This window comes from Simonsiella muelleri ATCC 29453, from assembly GCF_002951835.1.
In the GTDB taxonomy this organism is placed as follows: domain Bacteria; phylum Pseudomonadota; class Gammaproteobacteria; order Burkholderiales; family Neisseriaceae; genus Simonsiella; species Simonsiella muelleri.
This window is the reverse complement of record NZ_CP019448.1, coordinates 1,657,454-1,673,992: the sequence shown is the minus strand read 5'-3', so window position 1 is coordinate 1,673,992 and position 16,539 is coordinate 1,657,454. Positions and strand designations below refer to the sequence as shown.

Sequence of the window (16,539 nt, the reverse complement as noted above, 5' to 3'; positions counted from 1 at the left end):
TCCAACGAAAATACGGCTTTTGTTAGATTGGATTGTGAAATGAACGTAACCGAAAAATTGGGCTTAATTAAACGCCTAAAAGACGTGAAAACGCAAATTGTGGAGAGCGTATTGAATATGGCAGCGCGTTTGCAATTAACCAAAGAATTAGCCGAAATCAAACTCAAATTGAGTGTGAAGAGCGACAAAACGCTGCCTGAAAATAATACGCCTGCACAGTGGGGGAAAATGGCAAATGATTGGTTAAAAAAACACTTGCAAGGCAAAAGTATTATTGCCTCAAATGGTGCAAAAATTTTCTTTAATCGAAATTTGAGTATTGACCATTTAGCGCATGATGCTCGCCGTAGTCAATTGGCTGCTCAATCTATTCAATTTGTAGCAGATGTTTTTGAAACAGGTGAATATCAAGGTGCAGAGCCATTAAGTAAATCACGCAAAGATAATATTGTCGCGTTTCACGCGTATGAAAAATGGGTGCAATTGGATAGCGGTATGCGTGTGTATTTACGCGCCAAAGCGGCAGAATTTTCAGACGGACGTTTTGAAGCGTATGGCGATACGATTGCCTATACACAACGAATTTTAGATATAGAAAATCGGAAACGCCTCCCCAGCAATCCAACAATGGATAATGCCTTTGGGGGACTTGTTTCCGATGCGCAAAATGATAATGCGCTTTTGACTATTTTGCAAGTATTAGACCCACAAGGAAATGATGTAACACTCAATTATTCAGAAGCTGCCACTTCAGGCAGCCTGAATACGCCAAGTGATGCGCTTGATGTGCCTGAATTAGTACTGCCTGAAAATGCAAGTCGTCATGATTTGGGCAAAACGGTCAATCAATGGTTAAAAGACAATCTACAAGGTAAAGTCATTATTGCATCTAATGGCGCAAAAATCCGTTTCAATTCTGCTCAAAGCGTGAAACATTTAATTCATGATGGACGTCGTGGGAAATTGGCTGCTAAATCAATTGGTCATATCACAGAGGTATTTAAAACAGGAACGTATATTGGACGAGAAAATCTGTACAAAGAACGCAGTGATTTTGTCGCCTTTCACACTTATCAAAAATGGGTAGAAATTGATGGTTATCAATTACATCTTGAAGCCAAAGCTGGTGAAAAAGAAAATGGCGAACTGGAAACATTGCCTGAATTGATTGCATATACACAAAAAATTAAAGAAAAAGTCGCCTTATCCGCGTTCCAGAGCATTGAAGCTGAAAACAGCCAAGCGGGGAATTTTAAGATAAAGACGACTGAACATGATGATACTGCAACTTTTGATAAAGCGCAAATCATTGTAGAGAACCAAGCAACATTAACCATTTTGCAAATCCTTGACTCTCAAGGAAATGATGTAACAACAAATGATTCAGAAGAAACTTCAGGCAGCCTGAATACTGCTCAACTGTACGCCTTTGACGAAACCAAAACCAAAACGCAACGCCAATATGACAACAACGCCGTTTTCGCACTGTTGGACAAAGTGGACAGCGGCGAAATCGCGCCCGAAAACATCACGCCTGAACAAAAAGCCGTGTTAGCCAAATATTCAGGTTCGGGTGGCGGTTTAAAAGCGAGAGACGGTAAAACAGGCAGCGCACACGAATACTACACGCCTGCACCTGTTGCTGCGGCGATGTGGCAAGCGGTTGAAGAAATGGGCTTTTCAGGCGGTAAAGTTTTGGATCCTTGCGGTGGCAGTGGTATTTTTGGTGCATTTGCGCCACAAAATGCCATTGTGCAAGCGGTGGAAATGGACGAAACCAGCGCACAAGTCAATCAATTGGTTAACGGTAGCGACCGCTACCATGTTGACGTGGCAAGTTTTGAAGAAAAAGCGCAATCCATTCCTGATCATTCGGTGGACGCGATTGTTACCAATGTGCCATTTGGCGATGTTTCATTGCGAAAACACCGCAACAAAGACAGTAAATTCCAAAAAGAAAACCTGCAAACCTATTTTGTTTTGCGTAGCTTGGACAAACTCAAACATGGCGGTTTGGCGGCGTTCATTGTGCCATCATCTTTTTTGGATAGCAAAGGTGGCAAAGCCACAAATGCGCGTGTTTTGACGAGCCAAGTAGCTGAATTTATTGGAGCTTATCGCCTGCCCAATAGCGTATTTGGTACGGCGGCGGCTGATGTCGCAACCGATGTGATTTTTTACCGCAAATATTCGCCAGAATTAACCGAAAAAATCGCAGAATTACAAGCGCAAAATCCTGAAGTTCTGAAAACATCTAATGTGATGTGGACACCTTATTTAGACGGACAATATTTCAAGCTGCCTGAAAACAAAAAATTCATTTTTGGGAAAGAAAGCGAAGTAGAAAGTTGGCGAACCGACAAAGATGGTAATAAGAAAAAAGTCTATGCTGTATTAAATAACGACAGCGTGGCGAATATTGCCAGCGCAATCAAACGTTTTTCAGGTAGCCGTATTGATTGGAATATGTTGGAAACAACTCAAACGCAACCCATTGCCTACAATCAAGGCGACACCATCTACCAAAACGGACAAGCGTATGTGTTTGACGGTGTGAAATTTGAAGCGGTAGCCGCCAGTGAAAACGAAGCCGAAAGCATGGCGAATGATATTTTGGCAAAATTGGATACACCTTTGTCTGCGTTTGAAAACAAAGTTACCGCCAAACAAGCCATGCAAACGGCTGAATATTTAACACGTACCGCGCAACATGGCGCGATGCCTAGTTGGACGGTTGGACTTATTCGCGATTTGCCAAAAGTAGCTGAAAACAAACGAGAACAACAATTCAAGCGTGTGGTGGTTGGTTTGTCGGTGCAATACGTTATGGATAATTTCAGTGGACGCGACCAAACCCAAGACCACGCGGATTTGTCCGATGCCATGAAAGCGCGTGTCTCATTTGATAAAGCATTGAATAAACATAAAAAATCAGTTCAGGCAATTAACTTACATTACGACCGCAAAACAGGTTTTTCCGCCGCATGGAAAGGCGAAAGCGCGGTGTTAGACACGCCTGAATTAACGACCGAAAAGAAAGTAGAACAAATCCAATATCTAAACGGTACGCTTGCCTTGCCGTCTGAAAAAGTCCGTGAATTGGGCATTAATCCACTTGAAAACGATGATTGGTGCATCAATGCAGATGGCACAGAAGCCATGAAAGCAGACGATTATTTTTCAGGCAGCCTGAAAGATTGCTTGGACAAAATTGATGCTGATATTCAGGCAGCCAAAACGCCAGAAATCCGCGCCAAATTGGAAAAAATGCGCCAAATGGCATTCAATCGTGCGCCTGCTGTTGATGTCGGTAAGATGCGATTTGATGTACGTTCTCAATTTGTAGACCAAGCGTTAATCTCAAGATTTTTAGAGCAAAAAATCGCAGCGATGTCATCAAAAGGCGAAACAGGTGTTAATCGTGGCGTTTCGCGTATGAAGCTGTACCGTGAACAAAATCCGAATAATGGCAAATTCTATTTGACCATCAACGGCTCTACCAATACCGACAATGACCGCCTTTTAAAACGCATTGGTAACTATTTGGAAACAGGCAATATTACGTTGCAAAATACCCAATTTGACCATTTCACAGACCAAGAAGCATTGGCTAAAATCCGTGAAATCATCAACGATTGGAACAGCGAATTAGACACTTGGTTAAAAGCCGATGATGAATTCATGAATAATCTTCGTGCCAAAGCCCAAAATCCTGAAAATCGCCGTTTTGCGGCGGTTGATGACGGTAGTCCTTTGACTATTCAAGGGGAGAGTGGCGAATTTTCCTTGCACGATTATCAAAATGCTTTCATTCGCAAGCAAGCTCGTGAATTTGGTGGGATTAATAGCTTTGGCGTAGGCTTGGGCAAAACGGTTACCGCGCTGGCAACCGCGCAATACGCATTGGAAACCGGTACGAAAAAGAAAGTGTGTTTCATTGTGCCAAATGCGGTTTTGAGTAATTGGGCAAAAGAAAGCAGCAAATATTTCAAGCAGCCTGAAAAAGAAAACTGCTTATTCATTGGTGCTGACGTGGACAAAAACGGCGATTTTGTTGTGAACAGCAAAAATTATGCGCGTGATTTGAACCGTGTTTTAGAGAATAAGCACAACAAAATTTTCATGACACAACAAGCATTTGAGAAAATCCGTTTGCGTGAAGAAACGGCGCAAGAATATGTGGAGTATTTAGCTTCAGTGGATTCCTCATTTGCAGAAAAACAAAACGCCGCCAAAAATGAAAAAGCACAAGCCAAAGGTGCAAATTTGCTTGATACTATTTTGAGTGGCGAAAAATTAACCAATGCGCCGTTTTTTGAAGATTTAGGCATTGATGCACTGGTTATTGATGAGGCGCATCACTACAAAAACGCGAAACAAGCCATTAAAAACAATCGTGTGAAAGGTATTTCCGCTGGCAGTCAGTCCAATCGTGCGATTGATATGAATGTGAAGACGTGGTTTTTGCGTGGAAAAAATCAACCGCGCAAGGACGGTGTTTTGTTGTTAACCGCAACGCCTGTAACCAATTCACCGCTTGAAATCTATTCAATGATGAGTTTAGCAGTTGGCGAAGAACGTGTTAATCAAGCGATGTTGGGCGGTATTGACGGTTCAGATGGTTTCATTAATGCAATTTGTGAAATTTCATATCGTGATGACCAAAACATCACTGGAGAAGAAGTTTCTATTCAATCGCTTGTAGGCATTAAAAATTTGACTTTAGTTCAATCGTTAATCCAAAACACGGCAGATGTGAAAGAAGCAGCAGACGTAGGCAAATCATTCAAGCAAGTGGAAAGTGAAATGCTTTCAGATGGCGTGCAACTTGATGCACAAACAAAAGCAGAATTAGCCAAATACAAAGCCGCCTACCGCATTGCACGAATGAAACAAGTTAACAAAGATATTATGGTTGGCGTAACGGTTAATGAAATGGAATATCGCGCATATCAAGATATGTTGGATAGCGGCATCACAAACGAATTGCTAGCCAATCCATTCAGTATGATTACGCGAATGTCCAAAGCGTTGTTAGACTTGGAATTGAATACAGGCACGGTAACTTATTTTGTTGAAGATGAAAAATCCGCGCAAAAAGTTGTTGATGAATTTAACCAAAAATCCAAGACATTCAAAACAAATGATATGCCTACCAATTTTGACAGTGTCGTGAGTCAGAAAGTCAAAAAAAGCAATGATGGTTTTGATGATGATATTGAATACACCGTCAAAGCAAGCGCAAAATTGGAAGATGGCAAAATTGTATTGAATTGTGATGTGTTTGAAATTCAGATGCAGCTTGAAAATATGCTTGATGCAGCAAACGTGCATATTGGTAACAAAATCAGCCCGAAAGTTGCTGCGTTATTGGAAAATGTGAAAAAAGAGCAAGCACATATTCGCTACAAAGACGCTTCAGGCAGCCTGAAAAATAAATTTGCAAAACAAATCATCTTTGTAGAAAGCTTGGCAATGCACACCAAAATCAAACGTGCGATTGTGCAAAATTGCGGTATTCCTGCATCAAAAATCACATTCATCTCGGGCAAATTCAATTCAGACCCCGATGAAATCATTGATGTGCAAGAGCGTTTCAATTCAGATGATGAAGAAAATGGCTATGTAATTGTGATTGCGAACAAAAAGGCAGAAGTGGGCATCAATTTGCAAAAAGGCTGTCAAGCCATTCATCATTTGGAATTGAATTGGACACCCGACAGCATTACTCAACGCAATGGGCGCGGCATTCGTCAAGGCAACACTGCCGAAAAAGTCAATGTATACTTCTACGAAGCGGACGGCACTTTTGATACCTACCGCCGAACAACGATTGACCGCAAATCCAATTGGATTGAAAGCGTAATGAGCAAGGCAGAAAACGAAAGCGGTTACGCGGAAATCGGACAAGGAGAAACAAAAGAAGAAATCGATGAATTGATTAATTTTGATGGTTCAGCGGCTGAATTTGAAGCTTTATTGAAAAAACAAGCCAAACGCAAACAAGATGCTTTAGACCGAATGGCAGTCAAATCTCAAGCAGTCAGTGTGGGCATCATGAAATCAGCGAACGAATGGCTAAGAAACAATGCTACACCACGCGATTATTTGATTCAAGAAATTGAAAAAATGCTGAAAGATTTTTCTGCTTTTGAAGTTGCCAAGAAAAATCACGATAAAAACGATAGCAAGAAAAACGAATTTGCTTTCAAACAAGCGTCCTTAAAAATGGAAGTGTGGGCAGAGCGATTCAGTGGTTTGGAAACCGAACGAAAAAGCAATTATGATCGATACAGAGGTGTTTATTTAAACGTGGAAAATGCGCCGATTATTGAAAAAATCACGGCTCAAAATGGTATGGTTGATTTCAAACTTGTTAAAACTCACATTTGGGACTATCGCAACGATGAAAATTTCATGCTGCCTGAAAATCACCGTGAATACACTGTTTGGCAAAACGAAACCGACAAGCAAACGCGTTTGCGCGAAAACGCTGGCAAAAGCGCAAAAAATGCGGTTGGTTTAGATGGTGCTGTTTCATTGGAAGAAATTGAAATTTTGCAAAAAGGCGAACTGTACTTAGTGAATCATGGAAAATTCATTCAAAACAAAACAGTTGCCAAAATGCCTGACGGTACGATTTGTATTTTGAAAATGAATAATCACAATGATTACAAGGTGTTTGAATACTATCCGCGCGAAAAAATCAACAGAAATTCCGCAGGTGGATACAATCATGATTTGAATCATTTTTCTGAAGAAGAAAATATCATTATCACACCAGATGATGCGAATTATTCGGATATTTTCAAAGAATTAGCAGAACGTGAAACGCTTTTGATTCGTCAATTCATTAAACGTAAAGAATATGGAAGCCACGAACCATACCGATGGGTCGGTTATGCCCCAAGCAAAGAATTTGACGAAGTAGTAGATTATCTGCCTGATGATATTCAGAAGATTCGGGTGGGCAATCAATAATCTATTGACGTTTTGATGTGATTATGTGAAATTCGGGCTGTTTCAGGCAGCCTGAAACCATTCATCTCACGTAAAATAAGGAAAAAACACCATGCTAAAATCTTACCGTTTTTTTAAAACCCAAGAAGATTGGGATAATGAAGTCGCGCAAACCGCCGCTAAACTTAAACAAAATACAGGCAAATCGGATTTGGGCGCATTTGCGCTTGAAGTGGTGGCTAATCGGCTGAAAAAATATCCGTATGCTTATCAAGAATTTGGCGTATATTGGTGGGCGGTTAAACAAGAATTGATTGAGGCAAATTATTCATTTGATGCAGACAATGTAGACGCTGAAATGGTGGCAGAATATCGCGGCAAAACGCCAGCACATACCATTGTTGCTGCTGAAAAATTTTCTGCAATGTACCGCCAAACCTATTTCAAAGGCAATACAAAATTCACGCTTGAAGAAGACGATAACCGCGAATATGTTTTGTACGATGAAGAAATGGAAGAGAAAATCTGATGATTTTTAAACTGCCTGAATCTGATTCATGATTCAGGCAGTTTTTTTTCAATTAAGCAAGCTTGGTCTCAACCTTTTTCAACGCGGCGCATTAAAAAAATATTTAATAAAATCAAAAATTAATAAAATATTTCTAAAAAAGCACTTGCATTTGTTCGCAAAAGCGAACATAATACGAACATCAACAGACGACATAATGAAGTCAGTTAATTTTTAGGAGATAAAAAATGAATAACTCAATTAAATTTCATGTTTCATACGACGGCACTGCTCGTGCTCTTTTTAATACAAAAGAGCAAGCGGAAAAATACTGCTTAGTTGAAGAAATTAACGATGAAATGAATGGCTATAAACGCAAGTCATGGGAAGAAAAGCTTCGCGAAGAAAATTGTGCTTCTGTCCAAGATTGGGTAGAGAAAAATTATACTTCCTCTTATAGCGATTTGTTTAATATTTGTGAAATTGAAGTATCATCAGCTGGGCAATTAGTTAAAATTGACAACACAGAAGTTGATGATTTTGTTGAAAATTGCTATGGCTTCACTCTTGAAGATGATTTAGAAGAATTTAATAAAGCAAAACAATATCTGCAAAAATTTTATGCAGAATGTGAAAACTAATAAAGAGGGCAGTCTTTTTTTTTCAGGCTGCCTTTTTTAAATAGGAGCATATATATGACACCAATAGAATTAAAAAATGCACGTATTTTGTTAGGATTAAAAACCAATGAGGCAGCGGTTCACTTGGGCAAAATGTCTTTGCGAGGTTGGCAATATTTAGAAAAGGGCGAACGGACTATTAATCCCGATATTATTGATAATATCAACGCGCTTTTGAATCGAAGACAAGAAATGATTCGAGATTTAATTGATACACAAGGTATGAATTTAAATCATGTTTCGGTTATTTATTATTCAGCACCTGAATATTGTGAGAACATTTTAGAATGGCGTTTCACACAAAGTGTTGCAAGAACACTACATTTTGATTTTGGAGCAAAATTAATAATCTTTAATCCTGAAGAGTATTTCAAATGGCTTGTTGGTAGGGACGATAATCAAAAAAATCGTGCTTTGTGGGCAGCAAGTTTTCAGGCTGCCTGAAACAGGAACACTTAACTAAAAATCCCTTTTGTTATTAGAAAATACCGTTTTCTATCATAGCAAAAGGGATTTTTTTCATGAATATTCTTGACCAAATGCGACAAGCTGCTTTTTCAGGCAGCCTTAAACAAAATAATCCACCGCAAGCTACATTTGACGGTTTGAATTATTCCGCTGAAGACGATATGGCGGCTGCTGAATTATCCACATTGAAATTAGATGTTGCTGGTGGCATCTCTTCGTGGTTGGAGACTGATGACAGCGATTTAGACGCAGGCGAAACGCTTGTAGACCGTTTTGATGCCATCATGATTGGTACGGTTGACGCGGACAAAAATGGGGATTTGGACGATGACGAATTAGATGTGTTGGAGTTGGCATACGGTATTGCTTCAGACTATTTGATTTCACAAGGTGTGAATAATGAAGACGTTGCAGCGATGCTTAATGATGGCGATGAAGCGGCAGCCGAGAATATTCACGAATTTTTAATCAATATGGGTGTGGATGGCGAAGATGCAGAAATGGCAGCCATTAACGCCGCCGCATTTGAATTTGATGAAGACAGCGATTCAGCCGTGATGGACGCAACTTACAAGCGCACAGTCGCGATTCGCAACGGTGTGAAAACCATTGTTCGCAAACGCATTTCAGGCACGGTGAAATTATCCGCTAAGCAAAAAGCAGCAATCAAAAAAATGCAACTCAAAGCGCATTCGGGAAAAGCACGCGCCAAACGTCTGAAATCTTTGAAACGGCGCAAAGCAATGGATTTGTAATTTTTTCAGGCAGCCTGAAAGGATAAAAGCACATGGCAACATGGTTAGAAAACGCTGTTTCAACGGTTTTGGGTTTGGCAAGCACCACAAATGCGCCGTCATCAAATTATGCCAGCCTCAACCCAAATCTGATTGCAAATTTCACACAATGCGACAAAGACGGCGCACCGATTGATGGCGGAGCTTCTTTCAAGGCAGCCGTGAAAGAAGGTAGCGTAGAACAATCATTTAATTGGGCTTCGCCATTTGAAAATATGTCAGCCGAAAGTGAGAAAATGTCGCTAATGGGATTGGCGCAAACAGGTGGCATTGCGGACTTGAGTCAAGCGTTGGGACTTATTGGCGAAAGTTCTGAAGAAAAAAATTCGGATAACAAATTTCAAGCGTTTTCAGATGCTGTCGAGGGGCGCAGCGGCATTACCAAATTAAACAGTACGCAGGTTTATTCGGGGCATTCGCCGCTGAAAGTCAGCATGACCTTGATTTTTCGCGCATGGCAAGACCCACAAAGTGAAGTTGCTGCTCCGTATCAAGCGTTGTTGAAAATGGCATACCCAGCAGAATTAGCAGAAACAGCACTTCATTCTGCCAGTGATGCAGTCAAAAATAGCGATGAGAGTGGCGGCATGAGTGATGTTGCTAAAAATGTGGGGTATGCTACATTTTTTCCGAGTCTTGCGCCAAAATACGTGAAATTGTCTTACAAAGGCGAAACTTATCCACCGATGGTTATTGAAAGTATTAGCAAACCTCTTGATGCACCTTATAGTCCAATGGGGGATATTTTCCTTGAAGTGCAAGTTTCACTACAATCGTTACGTTCTATGGATTTTGCAGATATTTCTAAAATGAGTACAACGGCTGCCAGTAGCACAATCAGCAGTGCGATTAACGAATCAACAAAATTATTTAAAAGTAATACAAATAGTTATGATGAATCCCTATTTAAAGGGACATCAGTTTTTGATTAGGAGTTTTTGAATGTTTAGTATTAAAAATGCTTTTGACGTATATCAAAAAACCAAATCATTAGGTGAAAAATCCATTAACAGCGAATATATGTTCGTGATTGATGGAGAGCCTGATGTAACGTATTTATCAGGCTGCGCCGTAAAACTTTGCCGTTCACGGCGGAGATATAAGGCGCGGACTGCGAAGCAGTCCTAAAACCGATGATATTCAGTCAGGCGTATTTTGTTGCTCAATATACTGCCGAATAATAGAAATTGGCGCACCGCCGCAACTTCCTGCAAAATAAGACGGAGACCACAACGCACCGCCCCACAATTTCTCACGAATACTGGGGTAATTTTTTCGTCTAATCATACGGCTGGATACGCCTTTCAAATTGTTCACGAGTTTAGAAATGGACACTTTTGGCGGATAATTCACAAGCAAATGAACATGGTCGTTTTCGCCGTCAAACTCCACCAGTTGCGCTTCAAAATCAGAACAAACGCTTTCAAAAATCTGCTGCATATCGTCCAAAATCTCTTTTGTGAATACCTTTTGGCGGTATTTGGTAACAAAGACTAAATGAACGTGTAAGTTAAAAACAACGTGTCTTCCACGTCTTAAATCGGTTTCCTTTTCCATAGACCAAGTGTAAAATAATCAAAAATCCCATTATCTATGAAATCATGCAGATACTCAAAGCCTTTAAATTTGAACTGATGCCAAACGGCGAACAAATCCGCAAAATGAAACAGTTTTGCGGTTGTTCGCGTTTCGTGTTCAATCGGGCTTTGTCGTATCAAAATGAACAATATCAAAAAGATAAATCATTTAAATTCAGTTACACCAAAATAGCTAATCTGTTGCCCGAATGGAAACGTGAGCTAGTTTGGCTCAAAGATTGCCACAGCCAAGTTTTGCAGCAATCGCTCAAAGATTTAGAAAATTCATTCAAAAACTTCTTCGCTAAACGTTCGGACTTTCCAAAATTCAAACGCAAGGGCGAAAAAGACAGTTTCAGATTTCCGCAAGGCTGCAAATTGGAACAACAAAATAACCGCATCTATTTGCCAAAAATTGGTTGGGTGCGTTATCGCAATAGCCGAAATGTTTCAGGCAGCCTGAAAAATGTAACCGTCAGCCAAAAATGCGGTAAGTGGTATGTTTCCATTCAAACAGAATTTGAGACGGAAACGCCAAAACCCAACGGCGGAGAAATCGGTATCGATATGGGTATCGTGCGTTTTGCAACTTTGTCCAACGGCGAATATTTTGAGCCGATTAACGCGTTCAAAAACCTTAAAGGCAAATTAGCTAAACTGCAAAAACGCTTTAAAAACAAGACTAAATTTTCTAAAAATTGGCAAAAGTTAAAAGCCAAAATTGCCAAATTACACCACAAAATCAGCAATATTCGTAAAAACTACTTGCATCAAATCAGCAGCAAAATCAGCCAAAACCACGCGATTGTGTATGTTGAAGATTTGCAAGTGGCTAATATGTCTAAGTCAGCAAAAGGCGATGCTGAACAGCACGGCAAAAACGTCAAACAAAAATCAGGTTTAAATCGCGCAATTTTAGACCAGTCTTGGGCGGAATTTAGACGACAGTTGGCGTATAAATTGGCTTGGAATGGTGGCTTTTTGTTTGCCGTTCCACCACAAAATACCAGCCGTTGTTGCCCTAGCTGCGGACATACCGCTAAAGACAACCGCCAAACGCAAGCGAATTTTGAATGCGTAGAATGCGGCTATCAGAACAACGCTGATGTAGTCGGTGCAATCAATATATTGAAACGTGGGCAAGCCATTCAGGCAGCCTAAAACAAAAATCAGGGCAGGACGTGTCCGTAGCGCGTGTGAAGTGAACAATGCAGTAAGGTTGTCAGCAACACGAACCCACCGAAGCGAGTTGGCAGAACATCGCTAACCGCAGTAGGAATCTCCTTGCTTCAGCAAGGGGAGGATGTCAATCAAACAATTTCCGTTACCGATTACTGCGCCAGAAGACATTATTGAAGTACCAATGGTTGGCGGTATTAAAGGAGGAACGCAACAAATTCCACGCTTTGATCATCGTGGTGCTTGCGCATTATCTGAAACGGCTTCAGGTTATGCACGCGACTTTTTGGAACGCGCCCAAGCCACGCGTACGGTGTCGCAACGCCCAAAATTTAGCGGCACAATCTATCATGGCACACCCGATAATCATACTCAAAAATGGCGAATTATTGACGCACAATTTTTCGGATTCGATCCTGTTGATGTTGATGTGGAAAATCGTGGGCAATTGACGGTGTATTCGGGGCAAGTTTTCTATATGTATTTTCCTGGAATTGAGTGATGAATATTGCCCAATTGGCTACGCAGTGGCTAGATGGTTTAGCCACGAATCTGATTGACCAAGCCACCGCTGAAAAATTCATTATTGAAGCGGCGCGTGAGTATCAAGCGTGGGGCAATTTGGCGGTAGAAAAAGCCGATTTTGACGATAACGGCGATTGGGCTTTTCAGGCAGCCAAAATCACGAAAGAAACCGAATTAACCGCATCAGAATGGGGTGTGATTAAACCGTTGGCGGAATTATTCGCTGAACGCGAAAGCGCATTAATTCAAGAAAGCAGCCGCGTTGCCAGTCATGAACCCTATGGACGAAGCAGTGCAGAAATTCAAAGCGATATTACCAATTATCGAATTGAATATATGCGGAAATTTGCATTTTCTATGCCACCAACCACGATTTGAATTTTCAGGCAGCCTGCATATTTAGGCTGCCTGAATATATTAATTATTCTACCTCTTCGTTTTCATTATTGCTTAAAACCATTGACTTAGCATAGATTTTTGCATCATCTTCATCAAATCCCATTTGGTCTTTGACAAATAATGTTATCGCATTTTCATCAAAACCCAATTCTTTGACGCTTGCGAAATTTTGCAATGCGACTGAAGCAGCAGCGTTTTTGCGTTCACGCGTTTCTTGATTTTCTCGTTCAAGAGCAGATGTTGCGCCATTGAAAACAACTTCATACGGACGATTGGCAGACTGAAATACGCCATTGAATTTGTAATTGCAATGCACATCAATAACATGATTAACCCAGCCAGTCAAACCTTGTCTTAACAATCGCGAACGTTGCCCAGCTTGTGCCGAAACACGAAAAAAACCGCCATCACCTAAGCCACCCGACAGCAAATCAGAAAAACCAAGCATAGACAAATCCAAGCCCAACGAACCCGCCAATAATTTAGCGTAAAACATAACATCATCAACACTATACGCATTGGCATTTTGATTCCCCAAAGAACCGCCAGTATCCACGTTGTAAAGTTGTTTTTCATCCCAAACGGGCAGCAAATGAATGATTTTTTCCAATACAGGCGATTTTTTTTCAATTGCATCAGCAGCACGCTTTTTTGATGCCTTTAACATACCTGAAAAAAAATTGAAAAACTGCATTTGTTGCTCTTTGGTCATGTCTTTCATATTCAAGCCGATGATGCTTTCTCTGATGCTATCCAGAATCCGTCCCGAACTTAAGCCAATGAGTGCCGATTGCAGCAAAAGGAATGGTTTTTCCGCGCTTTCCAAAAACGAGCCGCCAATATTAGATGGAACTGGCTTGTGCTTTGAGACATCATCTTGCGTGATTGATTGGACGAAGTAGTTGTATTGCATACGATATTGCGGAACAAAACCCATTCGTGGCATTTTTAATCGTGATAGTTGTATAGGCGTGAGTGTGTGGATTTTTTGCTCAATATTGATTCTGTAGCCTGCTGTTTTTCCTGCTAATTCAAAAGGTTGTATAAATGCTGGCAGGTAAAATTCAGATAACTCAATATGCGAAATCCCATGTTTCTTTTCGCCGTATATTCGCGCATACGCATCACCGAATGCGCAACCCCAAAATGCGATTTGGTAAGCATTTTGATTCAGCATATCTAACAAATCATTTTGAATTTGTTCAATTATTTTCTTTTCAGCGTCGGTGGCATTGGGTTTGGCTTCAATGAAAATCACATCGCCAGTTGTTTCATGACCGCCAAGAGATTGCGTAACGTGCAAATTCAAGGCGGCTGCGATAATCGGATCGCCAGACATATACATATACCGACTGTATATTTCTTGACGGTTGCGTGCTGGCATCTCCAACGCACTCAAAACCTGCGAAATGCTGATTGCGTCAATATCCGTGAATGATGTTTGTGCTGATTGTGTAATCAACTTTTCATCCAATGCAAACGGTTCGCCTGTCATACTCAAAATAGTGCTTTTTGCCATTTGAAAATCCAAAAAAATAAGTGAAATTATGAAGTTGTTTTCTACATTGTTTAACGGCTATTCCTGTTTCAGGCTGCCTGAAAATTAAATCGTTAAATAGAAATCTATCAAATCATTCATAAAATTAATTGCATTATCAAATTGTTGGGTGGTTTTTGTTTGATTAAAATAATACAGACAAATCGCCAAAACAGCCCAATGCCCATTTTTCAATTTGTCAATATTGTATTTTCCATCTCCATTGTCCTTTTGACCGTCAAAATCAACGACGTTTTCGGGTTTGTATCGTGCCAAATCGTCTTGCATCACGCATTTATTTGACTGCATTAAAATTTGGTACGCCTCAAAGGCAGCCTGAAAATCACGCATTTCAAAATGAAAATCAGCCTCAACAAGTGGGTTGTTGCTTAAGAAAATCACATCATCTTTACGAATTTCGGTGTACGCACTCACTTTGGCAATAACAATTTTATGATGAATTTGTGCAGCAAAAATCGTTACGCTTTCGCCAAAAGCCGCGTTAAAGGCTGCCTGAATTTTCATGGGAACTTTTCCTATTGAAATATTAAAACAGCATGATAATTTCATTTTTAAATTGCTTGAAACGAGGTTCACATATATGCCGTTTGATCCTTTGATTGTTGCGCGTCAGCATCGCAACATTCGTAGTCAATCGCAACAATTACAAGCATATAACACACATATTCCACATATTGTGATGCAAAATGAAACGTTGGATGCCAGTTTGTCGCATCGTTTGGTTTACAAAAACCGCGCCGACTGGTACGCATCAGCCGCGATTAACGGTTTTTGTGATGTGGATTTGGCGCAAGAAATCGGATTGCGGCGATACCTAACCGCCGCACAAATCAACGCAACAAATAACCAAAAAAACAATGGAATGAGTTTGTATGAGTGATGAAATTGGACAAAATTTAACCAATAAACCAAGCGATGATTTACGCGCAACCGCAAGAAAAAACACACGCGAAGACAAGGCACGAAGTGAAAGCCAATCGGTTTTAAATTTGGCTGCATTGAATGGTGTTAAAAAAACCGTTATCCAAGCTGCTTTGGAAAAAATCAACGCCAATCAATCCGTCTTTGCCGAACAACTTACCGAACAGAATTTGAAGCAATTTCAACGTGCTGCTGCTAATTTACAAGAAGACTTCAAGCGAAAAAAATTATTGGGTGGCATCACTGCGCAATTGATTATTTCACATTCATCACGCAAAGACATCAAGCGTGCTCAGGACGAAATACATACGATTCAAGCAGTTAAATTTGAAAAAGATGGCACGATTCAATTTCGGACAAACGCATCACGAAAATACGGTGCAACGCATCACATTGTTTCGGTGCAATTTTTGAATTTTCAGGCAGCCTTAAACAGCGGTAATTTAACCAACAAAATGCTTGATGCATATATGAAATCGCCTGTTAAATTTGATTGTTCTTGCGGTCGCCATCGTTATTGGTATCGTTATATTGCTACGGTGGGTGGATTTGCTTATGGTCGCCACGAAACGGCTTTTCCAAAAATTCGCAATCCTGAATTAACAGGTATGGCGTGCAAACACGTTATACGAGTGATGCATACACTTGCGCGAAATCCTGTTGCGTTGCGTGGTGCAATTAAAACGCACATTCAGCGTTTCCAACAAAACCCAAATGCAACCGCCAAAACACTCACAAAAAAACAAGCAGATAAAGCCAAAATCGTGGCAAAAAAAGGTAATGTTATCCGCCGTTCTTTTTTGCAAACATGATGTTTCAGCATCAGCCAATGAAAAACGAGCCAAAATGAGCAGTCGTGAAAATGTTCTTGCAGAACAAAAATTGGTTGATTTGTTAAATATAGGAGTCATTTCTCAAGATGAATATCAATTATTTTTATCGCGTTTAAAAATTAAATAATTTCACAACC

General features: G+C 40.4%; 16 protein-coding genes. 13 read left to right on the top strand and 3 right to left on the bottom strand.

Features of this window, described 5'->3' with window-relative positions:
• The first annotated feature begins 39 nt into the window (after window positions 1–39).
• From BWP33_RS08260 to BWP33_RS08225, 7 genes are all read left to right on the top strand, one after another.
• The gene (locus BWP33_RS08260) at window positions 40–6,981 is read left to right on the top strand and encodes an LPD3 domain-containing protein (protein ID WP_002642163.1); all 6,942 of its coding nucleotides are present in this window, start codon (window positions 40–42) and stop codon (window positions 6,979–6,981) included.
• A gap of 91 nt (window positions 6,982–7,072) precedes the next feature.
• Entirely contained in the window at window positions 7,073–7,489 is a 417-nt protein-coding gene (locus tag BWP33_RS08255) for a hypothetical protein (protein ID WP_002642162.1), read from the top strand.
• Window positions 7,490–7,716: 227 nt separating this feature from the next.
• Window positions 7,717–8,109 (top strand): anti-CRISPR protein AcrIIC5, encoded by a 393-nt coding sequence (acrIIC5, locus tag BWP33_RS08245; protein WP_002642161.1) that lies wholly within the window; start codon window positions 7,717–7,719, stop codon window positions 8,107–8,109.
• A 54-nt stretch (window positions 8,110–8,163) separates the two neighbouring features.
• Window positions 8,164–8,592, top strand: coding sequence for an Aca2/YdiL-like domain-containing protein (locus BWP33_RS08240; RefSeq protein ID WP_002642160.1), 429 nt, complete (start codon window positions 8,164–8,166; stop codon window positions 8,590–8,592).
• Between the two features lie 77 nt (window positions 8,593–8,669).
• Window positions 8,670–9,371: a hypothetical protein gene (locus BWP33_RS08235; RefSeq protein ID WP_002642159.1), complete on the top strand. Its 702-nt coding sequence runs from the start codon at window positions 8,670–8,672 to the stop codon at window positions 9,369–9,371.
• A 32-nt stretch (window positions 9,372–9,403) separates the two neighbouring features.
• Window positions 9,404–10,342 (top strand): hypothetical protein, encoded by a 939-nt coding sequence (locus BWP33_RS08230; protein ID WP_002642158.1) that lies wholly within the window; start codon window positions 9,404–9,406, stop codon window positions 10,340–10,342.
• Window positions 10,343–10,352: 10 nt separating this feature from the next.
• Window positions 10,353–10,538 carry a hypothetical protein gene (locus BWP33_RS08225; protein WP_002642157.1) on the top strand — a complete coding sequence of 62 codons (186 nt, stop codon included), beginning with the start codon at window positions 10,353–10,355 and terminating at the stop codon, window positions 10,536–10,538.
• Between the two features lie 12 nt (window positions 10,539–10,550).
• Here BWP33_RS08225 and tnpA read toward each other — a convergent pair whose 3' ends face one another.
• Window positions 10,551–10,967: an IS200/IS605 family transposase gene (gene tnpA / locus BWP33_RS08220; protein ID WP_002642156.1), complete on the bottom strand. Its 417-nt coding sequence runs from the start codon at window positions 10,965–10,967 to the stop codon at window positions 10,551–10,553.
• 44 nt (window positions 10,968–11,011) lie between these two features.
• On the opposite strand from tnpA, the gene BWP33_RS08215 reads away from it, so the two are divergent.
• From BWP33_RS08215 to BWP33_RS08205, 3 genes are all read left to right on the top strand, one after another.
• Entirely contained in the window at window positions 11,012–12,148 is a 1,137-nt protein-coding gene (locus BWP33_RS08215) for an RNA-guided endonuclease InsQ/TnpB family protein (RefSeq protein WP_002642155.1), read from the top strand.
• Between the two features lie 142 nt (window positions 12,149–12,290).
• A complete protein-coding gene (locus BWP33_RS08210) occupies window positions 12,291–12,668 on the top strand; it encodes a hypothetical protein (protein ID WP_002642154.1) in 378 nt (125 codons plus the stop codon).
• Window positions 12,668–13,069, top strand: a complete 402-nt coding sequence (locus BWP33_RS08205) for a hypothetical protein (protein WP_002642153.1) — start codon at window positions 12,668–12,670, stop codon at window positions 13,067–13,069. The genes BWP33_RS08210 and BWP33_RS08205 overlap by 1 nt, the downstream gene beginning before the upstream one ends.
• Before the next feature lie 43 nt (window positions 13,070–13,112).
• Here the strand turns inward: BWP33_RS08205 and BWP33_RS08200 are convergent, their stop codons facing one another.
• Window positions 13,113–14,609 carry a hypothetical protein gene (locus tag BWP33_RS08200; protein ID WP_002642152.1) on the bottom strand — a complete coding sequence of 499 codons (1,497 nt, stop codon included), beginning with the start codon at window positions 14,607–14,609 and terminating at the stop codon, window positions 13,113–13,115.
• Between the two features lie 84 nt (window positions 14,610–14,693).
• Entirely contained in the window at window positions 14,694–15,152 is a 459-nt protein-coding gene (locus tag BWP33_RS08195; protein WP_002642151.1) for a hypothetical protein, read from the bottom strand.
• Between the two features lie 76 nt (window positions 15,153–15,228).
• Between BWP33_RS08195 and BWP33_RS08190 the strand changes: the two genes are divergently transcribed.
• The 3 genes from BWP33_RS08190 to BWP33_RS12670 are packed head-to-tail and all read left to right on the top strand — an operon-like array spanning window position 15,229 to window position 16,529.
• Window positions 15,229–15,528 (top strand): hypothetical protein, encoded by a 300-nt coding sequence (locus tag BWP33_RS08190; RefSeq protein ID WP_002642150.1) that lies wholly within the window; start codon window positions 15,229–15,231, stop codon window positions 15,526–15,528.
• Window positions 15,521–16,381, top strand: a complete 861-nt coding sequence (locus BWP33_RS13010) for a hypothetical protein (RefSeq protein ID WP_002642149.1) — start codon at window positions 15,521–15,523, stop codon at window positions 16,379–16,381. The genes BWP33_RS08190 and BWP33_RS13010 overlap by 8 nt, the downstream gene beginning before the upstream one ends.
• Complete coding sequence (locus tag BWP33_RS12670) at window positions 16,350–16,529, top strand: hypothetical protein (protein WP_040629050.1); 180 nt, start codon at window positions 16,350–16,352, stop codon at window positions 16,527–16,529. Before BWP33_RS13010 ends, BWP33_RS12670 begins: the two co-directional genes overlap by 32 nt.
• The last annotated feature ends 10 nt before the right edge of the window (window positions 16,530–16,539 follow it).